The organism is Streptomyces sp. NPDC031379 (assembly GCF_055569615.1).
In genome coordinates, this window is sequence record NZ_JBVIIT010000016.1 from 216,359 (window position 1) to 224,711 (window position 8,353).

General features: G+C 71.8%; 7 protein-coding genes. 6 read left to right on the top strand and 1 reads right to left on the bottom strand.

Annotation, left to right across the window (positions count from 1 at the left end; translation table 11 throughout):
- The first annotated feature begins 14 nt into the window (after positions 1–14).
- The 3 genes from ACZ5CW_RS23675 (at position 15) to ACZ5CW_RS23685 (ending at position 3,006) form a co-directional block, all read left to right on the top strand.
- A complete protein-coding gene (locus tag ACZ5CW_RS23675; protein ID WP_468604425.1) occupies positions 15–641 on the top strand; it encodes a type VII secretion system-associated protein in 627 nt (208 codons plus the stop codon).
- Between the two features lie 138 nt (positions 642–779).
- On the top strand, positions 780–1,580 hold the full coding sequence (locus tag ACZ5CW_RS23680) for a type VII secretion system-associated protein (protein WP_468604427.1): 801 nt from the start codon (positions 780–782) through the stop codon (positions 1,578–1,580).
- A gap of 139 nt (positions 1,581–1,719) precedes the next feature.
- Entirely contained in the window at positions 1,720–3,006 is a 1,287-nt protein-coding gene (locus ACZ5CW_RS23685) for a ricin-type beta-trefoil lectin domain protein (RefSeq protein WP_468604429.1), read from the top strand.
- Between the two features lie 97 nt (positions 3,007–3,103).
- Here ACZ5CW_RS23685 and ACZ5CW_RS23690 read toward each other — a convergent pair whose 3' ends face one another.
- The gene (locus ACZ5CW_RS23690; RefSeq protein ID WP_468604431.1) at positions 3,104–3,544 is read right to left on the bottom strand and encodes a DUF6924 domain-containing protein; all 441 of its coding nucleotides are present in this window, start codon (positions 3,542–3,544) and stop codon (positions 3,104–3,106) included.
- 333 nt (positions 3,545–3,877) lie between these two features.
- Between ACZ5CW_RS23690 and poxB the strand changes: the two genes are divergently transcribed.
- The 3 genes from poxB to ACZ5CW_RS23705 all read left to right on the top strand — a co-directional run bounded on the left by poxB (position 3,878) and on the right by ACZ5CW_RS23705 (position 8,183).
- Positions 3,878–5,611, top strand: a complete 1,734-nt coding sequence (gene poxB, locus ACZ5CW_RS23695; RefSeq protein WP_468604432.1) for a ubiquinone-dependent pyruvate dehydrogenase — start codon at positions 3,878–3,880, stop codon at positions 5,609–5,611.
- 122 nt (positions 5,612–5,733) lie between these two features.
- Complete coding sequence (locus ACZ5CW_RS23700; protein WP_468604434.1) at positions 5,734–6,234, top strand: MarR family winged helix-turn-helix transcriptional regulator; 501 nt, start codon at positions 5,734–5,736, stop codon at positions 6,232–6,234.
- An 83-nt stretch (positions 6,235–6,317) separates the two neighbouring features.
- Entirely contained in the window at positions 6,318–8,183 is a 1,866-nt protein-coding gene (locus tag ACZ5CW_RS23705; protein WP_468604456.1) for an MFS transporter, read from the top strand.
- Positions 8,184–8,353: the final 170 nt, after the last annotated feature.

Here is an 8,353-nt window from a genome sequence, read left to right on the forward strand (position 1 = left end):
AGGAAGATTCATCGATGACTCTGAATCCGATTCCCCCTCGGGAGATCGTCGAAGCGGCCCGCTTCTCTCGTGGCCAGTGGCTCACCGAGATCGACCCGCAGTGGGTCGACGAGGACGATGTCCCGGCGTCGGCCGTCGTGGGTGAGTGGCTGGCCGACTCCACGGGGATCATCGTGGACTGGCGTGCCAACGACGACTACCGGCCGTCGCCGTCGGCCCTGGGCTGGGAGGAGCCCACGGACGCGGTGGACGAGGCCTTGCAGTGGGCCGCCGCCGGATACCGGCCCGCGAACGACGTGCTGCGCGCGCTCGTCGAGGCCGAGGAGGCCTTGGTGCTGGTGCGGCTGGACGGGACCCTGGCGACCGCCGTCTCGCACGACGGCTTCGAGGTGGTGCCCCTGTACACCGCCCCTGAGCAGATGGCCGGCGTAGGACGGCTCGCATGCGAGAGCCGAGCCGTGGGCGACCTCGTCGACGGGCTTCCGGAAGGGCACGAGTTCTACATCAATCCGGCGGGCCCGGTCGCCATGCGGGTGCGCACCGAGGCGTTGCGTGAGGTCCTGGCGGACGCGGACGCCACCGAGGCGGCCGTGGCGGAACCTCAGGAATCCCCGGAACCCCCGCTCCCCGTGGCGCACTGAGGTCCCGGTCGGCACGACCACCGGTCATCGCACGACGAGGCCGATGTGTGAGCATGGCCGACACATGTGCATACGTCTCGCGGCGGCCGGCGCACCGCGTGGACATGCGCCACATCATCCCGAAGGGCCGAGAACCAGATGACCGACGCGACTGAGACAACGTCACCGGGGCGCGAGGAGCCGTTGGCAGAGGTTCCGCCGCAGATCCAGGAAGCCGCCCGGATGGCCCCCGACCACTGGTTCGGCATGGTCGATCCCGCCTGGCGGGGAGAGGACGCCCCACCGAAGTGGGCGGTGGTCGGGCAGTACCGGTCCAACGCCGAGGGGCAGGTGGTGGAGTGGCGGTACAACGACGACTACCGGCCCTCGCCGAGCGCGAACGGCTGGCCGCCCCCCACCGATCCGGTCGACGAGGCCGTCCAGCTCGCGGCGACCGGATACGGCCCCGAGGACGACGTCTTCCGGCTGCTCGCCGACGCGGAGGTCGGCGTACTGCTCGCGCCCGACGGGAGCCCCGTCACGGCGTGCGGTCCGGACGGTGCGTCCGTCGTTCCGGTCTTCACCTCCGACCCGCAGATCCGGGCCGGCGGCCGCTACGCCACGCGTACGGTCCAGGTCCGGGACCTCGTCCGGGACCTGGACGAGGACGTGCACCTCTACGTGAACCCCGCGGGCGCGGTCAGCATGTCCGTCGCTCCCGGGCAGCTGACCAGGGTGACCGAGAAGCCTGCCGACGCCATGGAGCCGGAGCTGGAACCCGCCACGGAGCCGGATCCCGGGCCGGAGCCCGCCGCGGAGCCGGAACCGGAACAGGCCGTGGAGTCCGAGCCGGAGCCGGACCCCGCCACGGAGCCGGAGTCCGGCGGCACGGCGGCGTTCTCCACCGAGGACTATCTCGTGAACGTCCTCAGCGGTGGCGCGGACCACGGAGCACACTGACGCGCTCCACACATACGTTTGTCACCGGAGACCCTGCGAACCTCTGGAGATCAGGCAACCTGTGCGGTCTCGGTACCGTCCTAGAATCACACCTGAGTGTCGTACTCATGTGTCACACCGACCCCACCGGAAAGGTGTCATGACGACTTCCAAACCCAACGACTCTCCCGACGAGCCGACGGCCGTGGTCACCGCGCAGGCCGGTGCGGAAGGCGTCGGCGAGGCCGAGGGGAAGCCGGCGTCCGCCGCCACGACGGCGGAACGCATCCTGACTTCGGTACGGTCCGCCGTGCCGTCCGCTCTGACGGAACCGGAGGCCGAGCCGGAGGAGCCCGAACAACGGAATGAGGCCGAAGAAGCCGAGGAAGCGCAAGCGGACGCCTCCACGGCGGAGCCCCCGGCGACAGCCGAGTCGTCGGAGTCGGCCAGCGCGACCGCGGACGCGGACGCCTCCGTCACGACGACGGACGCCTCCGCCACGACGACGGACAGCTCCGCGGCGTCCGACGACGCCACGGAAGGCTCTGCCAGGACGGCGGTCAAGGCCGTCCCCGGCCGGCCGCACAAGAGCCTGCTGGCAGGCGCCGCCATCGTCGGCGCGCTGCTGATCTCCGTACCCTTTTTGATCAGCGGCGGCGGCGACGGCGACGACGGGCGGCCGTCCGCCAAGCCGGGCGCCACCCCGGGTACGGTCCTGGGCGGTCTGGCGGGGGCGGCTCCCGGCGTGGTCGCCTCGGAGTCACCGTCACCGTCACCGCACCCGGCCAAGGCCCACGGCGGTGCGCACCCGAAGACCGTCACCACCGTCGGACCGGACGGCAAGACCGTCACGGTCACGGTGAAACCCGAGGCGGGCACGTCCGGCGGAGGGAAGAAGTCCGCGTCGGTGAGCAAGCCGGCCACCACGACGACGGGCTCGGGCAAGACGTCGTCCGGTTCCGGGAGCACGTCGGGCAAGACCTCCTCCGGATCCGGTGGATCCGGGTCGACGTCGCACACCACGACCAAGGCGCCCCCGAGCGACCCCTGGCCCGGCGGCGTGCAGATCTACGGCCACGCGTCCGGCCGCTGCATCGGGATCGCCGGCAGTCCGGGCGCCGCGACGGGATCCGCCCTGGTGATCTGGGACTGCTACGACGTCTCCTACCAGAGGTGGAAGTTCGTCGACGGCACCGTGCGTTCGGAGGGCAAGTGCATGAACGTCCAGGGCGGCGCGACCGGCGACGGCGCCCGCATCAACTGGACGACGTGCAACGGCTCGGGCGCCCAGCAGTTCCGCCTGAACGCGAGGCACGACCTGACCAACCCGCAGTCCGGCAACAAATGCGTCGACGTCGCGGACCTCGGGACCGGCAACGGCGCACGCCTGCAGCTGTGGACGTGTGCGGGCACGAGCAACCAGAAGTGGAGCACGCGCACTCCGTAGGCGTGTCATCCGTCCCGGAGAGGGAGACGGGTGCCCGCCCCCCGGCCCGGGGGCGGGCACCCGTCGCGCGGCTGGACGGCCGGGTTGCCCGGCCGGGTCAGAATCCCCGGAAGACGCCGTCGTCGTCCGCGGCGTCCACGAATTCCTCCCAGTCCATGTTGCCGAGGAAGATGTTGTTCTCGATCGACCACAACTGCGCGGCGACGACCCGGAGTACGTCGAAGCCGTCCTCCGGCCGGTCCTCCTCCTCGTCCTCCTCGTCGTCGTACTTCAGGACGGCCAGCAGCGGCATCCCCGATCCGGTCAGGGCCTCCCTGTCCGCCACGATCAGCAGGTCGTCCTCGTCGGGCGCGAGCGCGACGACCTGCTCGGTGGTCAGGTCGCGGTAGGCGGGGTCGTCCACGATGTGCAGCGACGCGAGGAACCCGTCCTCTTCGTCCGGGGTGGTGACCGCCGTGCGCAGCGTCTGCCAGGCCGCCTCGTCGGAGAAGTCGGTGCGGATCAGCAGGGTGTCGTCGCTCTGCGGCAGGCTCTTCATGGCGGTATCTCCAGGAGGGGGTGGGCGACGACCGGATGGTGCGGCGCCCGGCACACGTGGCCTGCGCATGTTAGCGAACCCGGACCGGTCACACGTATCAGCTCGTCCCCGGTGGAGAGGCCCCCGGGCGGGACCGGGCAGTCGTCCGACCCAGACACGGAAGGCGCGGGGGCGCCGGAGACGCAGTCATTCGACGGATGTGTGCGCAATGTCGGTTCCCGGACACTGGTCAGGCGCTCGTCACCCGCGGTGTGCCGCGGGCAGGCGGGCTTCTCGCCCACGCGGCGCCCCCGCCGCCCCGGACGCGCTCCCGACCGACGAAAGGCGACCCGTATGCCCACCTTCGCTGACCACGTCATCGCCTCCCTGAAGGCCTCCGGCGTGCGGCGCCTGTACGGCCTGCCCGGTGACTCCCTCAACGGTCTGACGGACGCCATACGCCGGGACGGCGATGTCGACTGGGTGCATGTCAGGCACGAGGAGAGCGCCGCCCTCGCGGCGGCGGCCGAGGCCGGGCTGACCGGGGAGCTGACCGTCTGCGTCGGCAGCTGCGGTCCGGGCAATCTGCACCTGATCAACGGGCTCTACGACGCCCAGCGCAGCCGGGTGCCGGTCCTCGCCGTCGCCGCCCAGATCCCGGGCGCCGAGATCGGCTCCGGCTACTTCCAGGAGACGCGCCCGCAGGAGCTGTTCGCCGAGTGCAGTGTCTACGCGGAGGTGGTCGGCAGCCCGGAGTCCGGACCGCGCATCCTGGAGATGGCGATGCGGGCGGCCGTCGAGCGCAGGGGCGTGGCGGTCGTCGTCGTACCCGGGGAGATCTTCCTCGCGAAGACCGGCCGTGATCCGGCCCCCGCGGTGGTGCGCCCGGCCAGGTCCGTGGTCCGTCCGGACGACACCTCCCTGCGTGCGGCCGCCGCGCTGCTGAACGACGCGCGGCGGGTGACGATTCTGGCGGGCGCGGGCGCCGCCGGCGCCCACGACGACCTGGTCCGGCTCGCCGAGACCCTCAAGGCGCCCGTCGTGCACGCCCTGCGCGGCAAGGAGTACGTCGAGTACGACAACCCCTACGACGTCGGGCTCACCGGCCTGCTCGGCTTCGCCTCCGGCTACAAGGCGATCGAGGAGGCCGACACCCTGCTGATGCTGGGCACCGACTTCCCCTACCGGCAGTTCTATCCGCGCGACGCGAAGGTGATCCAGCTCGACATCCGTGGCGAGCAGATCGGCCGGCGCACCCATGTCGACCTGCCCCTGGTCGGCAGCGTGCGGGACACCCTGCCCGCGCTGCTGCCGCTGCTGACCGCCAAGGCCCGGCGCGAGCACCTCGACCAGGCCCTCGCCCACTACGCCCGCACCCGCAGGTCGCTGGACGCGCTCGCCGTCAACGACCACGAACGCACCCCGATCCACCCTCAGTTCGTGGCGCGCACCCTCGACCGTCTCGCGGACCGGGACGCGGTCTTCACCGTCGACGTCGGTTCCCCGGTGGTGTGGGCGGCCCGCTATCTGACCTTCAACGGGCACCGGCGGCTGCTCGGCTCGTTCAACCACGGGACGATGGCCTGCGCCCTGCCGCACGCCGTGGGCGCGCAGGCGGCGCACCCGGGCCGTCAGGTGGTCTCGCTGTCGGGCGACGGCGGGCTCACCATGCTTCTCGGGGAGCTGTTCACCCTGCGGCAGAACCGCCTGCCCGCCAAGATCGTCGTCTTCAACAACGGCTCGCTGAACTTCGTGGAGCTGGAGATGAAGGCGGCGGGCATCGTCAACTACGCGACCGAGCTGGACAACCCGCAGCTCGCCGAGGTGGCCGCCGCGATCGGGCTGTGGGCCCGCCGGGTGGAGCGGCCCGGCGACCTGGAGGACGCGCTCAAGGGCGCCTTCGCCCATGAGGGTCCGGCGCTGGTCGAGGTCATGACGGCCCGTCAGGAGCTGTCCGTGCCGCCGGCGGTCACGGTGGAGCAGGCCAAGGGTTTCACCCTCTACGCGATCCGCACCATTCTGTCCGGCCGGGGCGGGGAACTGCTCGACCTGGTCACCACCAATGTCGCCCGGCGCATCCTGCGCTGAGCGGTTCCGGATCCGGCACACGTGTCTTTGATGGCACGTGTGCCGCATGGCACACCTGAAACACTTGCCTCGGGCAACCGAGCAATTCATAGTTGCCTTAAGCAAGAATATCGGAGGCATGTGTGGCCGACCAGGCTCAGTACGAGGAGCTGATGCGCCAGCTGAGCGCCATCGGATCCGTACGGCGAGAGCTGGGCCGGATCCTTCCGGACGGCTTCTCCAGCGTCACCGCCACGGTGCTGGCCCTGCTCGGCCGCGACGGCGACCTGCGCATCGGCAGGCTCGCGGAACTGCTCGCCGTCGACATGTCGGTCACCAGCCGCCACGTCGCCCACCTGGCCGCCCGGGGCTGGGTCGACCGCAGCCCCGATCCCGCGGACCGGCGCTCGCGCATCCTGCGACTGACCCCCGAGGGCCGCGCCAAGCTCGCCGAGCTGACCGAGCGCACCGCCCGGTTGCTCGCCCTGCGGCTGAGCGGCTGGAGCGACGAGGAGGTCCGGCAGCTGACGTGCCTCATGGCCCGGCTCCGGGCGAGCTTCGAGGACCCGTGGACCGACCAGGGCCCCTGCGCCGGACCGCGCGGGGAGGCCCGGTCACCCCGTACACCCGCTGTCACCACGTAAGGACGAGAAACCCCATGACAACCACCCCAGGAGCCGGTGTGCGGGCCCACGCCCACCACGGAGGAGGTTCCCCACACGCGCCGATGACCCACGCGCAGATCATGCGCGCCCTGTCCGGACTGCTGCTCGGCCTGTTCGCCGCCATCCTGTCCTCCACCGTCGTCACCAACGCCCTGCCGAGGATCATCGGTGACCTGGGCGGCGGCCAGAGCGCCTACACCTGGGTGGTCACCGCCTCCCTGCTGGCGGTGACCGCGTCGACCCCGCTGTGGGGCAAGCTCGCGGACCAGTTCAGCAAGAAGCTCCTGGTCCAGTCGGCGCTGGTCGTCTACTGCGTCGGTTCTCTGGTGGCCGGTCTGGCGCCGAACCCCGCGACGCTGATCACCGCCCGCGTCATCCAGGGCCTGGGCGGCGGCGGTCTGTCCGCGCTGGCCCAGGTCGTCCTGGCCGCGATGATCTCCCCGCGCGAGCGCGGCCGGTACTCCGGCTACCTGGGCGCCACCTTCGCCGTCGCCACCGTCGGCGGCCCGCTGCTCGGCGGTGTCATCACCGACACCAGCTGGCTCGGCTGGCGTTGGTGCCTGTTCGTCGGCATCCCCTTCGCGCTCGTCGCGCTGGTGGTCCTCCAGAAGACGCTGAACCTTCCGGTCGCCAAGCGTGAGGTCAAGGTCGACTGGGCCGGCGCCTTCTTCGTCACCGCGGCCGTCTGCACCCTGCTGATCTGGGTCACCTTCGCCGACGACAAGTACGACTGGCTGTCCTGGCAGACGTACACCCTGGTCGGCGCGTCGATCCTGCTGGCGTTGATCTTCCTGTTCGTCGAGACCAGGGCCGGTGAACCGATCATCCCGCTGCGGCTGTTCCGCAACCGCACCATCGCCCTCGCCTCGGTCGCCTCCCTGTTCGTCGGCATCGCGCTGTTCGCGGGCACCGTCTTCTTCAGCCAGTACTTCCAGCTGGCGCGCGGCGACTCCCCGACGAAGTCGGGCGTCATGACGATCCCGTTCATCGCCGGCCTGTTCGTCTCCTCCACGGTCTCCGGCCGGGTCATCACCCGTACCGGCAAGTGGAAGGGCTGGCTGCTGGCGGGCGGTGTGCTGCTGACGGCCGGCCTGGCCCTGCTGGGCATGCTCCGCCACGACACGCCGTACCTGTTCATCGCCCTGTGCATGGCGCTGATGGGCCTCGGCGTCGGCATGACGCTCCAGAACCTCGTGCTGTGCACCCAGAACCAGGTCGCCCCGTCCGACCTCGGTGCCGCCTCCTCCACGGTGACCTTCTTCCGGTCCCTCGGCGGCGCGGTGGGCGTCTCGGTGCTCGGCTCGGTCCTCACCACCCGGATCGGCCACTACGCGCGCGAGACCATCACCCAGCTCAGCCCGCAGGACCAGGCGGCGGCCGCGAAGGCCTCCGGCGGCGGCCGACTGCCCGATCTCGCCCTCCTGCCCGCCCCGGTCCGCACCTGGCTGGAGGGCGCCTACGGCCACGCCATCGGCGACATCTTCATGTACGTCGCCCCGGTCGCCCTGATCGCGTTCCTGGTGACGCTGTTCATCAAGGAGGTCCCGCTGCGCTCCTCCAGCGGCCTGGTCCAAGCGGCGCAGGCGGTGCAGAACGCCGAGGCCGTCGCCGGCACGCCCGTACCGGTGGCGGCCGTCGACGCGGACGCGCAGGCCTTCGCGCCGGGCGGCATCCCGGTCCTCGGCCGGGTCCGCGTCGCCGAGAGCGCGCCCGTCCGGCAGGCCGCGGTCACGCTGACCTCCCTGGAGGGCCGGCAGCTGAGCCGGTCCGACGTCCAGGCCGACGGCTCCTACACGGTGGACGCCCCCGGCTCCGGGCAGTACGTCCTGATCACCTCCGCGGACGGCTACCAGCCGCAGAGGTCCACGATCGTGGTCGACGACGAGTCGGTGGTCCACGACGTCCTGCTGACGGCACCGGCGGGCTGACCGGTACGTCGGGGGGGGGGGGGGGGGGGGGGGGGGGGGGGGGGGGGGGGGGGGGGGGGGGGGGGGGGGGGGGGTGGTGGGGGGGGGGGGGGGGGGGGGGGGGGGGGGGGGGGGGGGGGGGGGGGGGGGGGGGGGGGGGGGGGGGGGGGGGGGGGGGGGGGGGGGGGGGG

What these genes read in the sequence shown, in the direction of transcription:
- ACZ5CW_RS23675 (WP_468604425.1), top strand. Translation starts at nt 15, where the DNA reads ATGACTCTGAATCCGATTCCCCCTCGGGAGATCGTCGAAGCGGCCCGC.
- ACZ5CW_RS23680 (WP_468604427.1), top strand. Translation starts at nt 780, where the DNA reads ATGACCGACGCGACTGAGACAACGTCACCGGGGCGCGAGGAGCCGTTG.
- ACZ5CW_RS23685 (WP_468604429.1), top strand. Translation starts at nt 1,720, where the DNA reads ATGACGACTTCCAAACCCAACGACTCTCCCGACGAGCCGACGGCCGTG.
- ACZ5CW_RS23690 (WP_468604431.1), bottom strand. Translation starts at nt 3,544, where the DNA reads ATGAAGAGCCTGCCGCAGAGCGACGACACCCTGCTGATCCGCACCGAC.
- poxB (WP_468604432.1), top strand. Translation starts at nt 3,878, where the DNA reads ATGCCCACCTTCGCTGACCACGTCATCGCCTCCCTGAAGGCCTCCGGC.
- ACZ5CW_RS23705 (WP_468604456.1), top strand. Translation starts at nt 6,318, where the DNA reads ATGACCCACGCGCAGATCATGCGCGCCCTGTCCGGACTGCTGCTCGGC.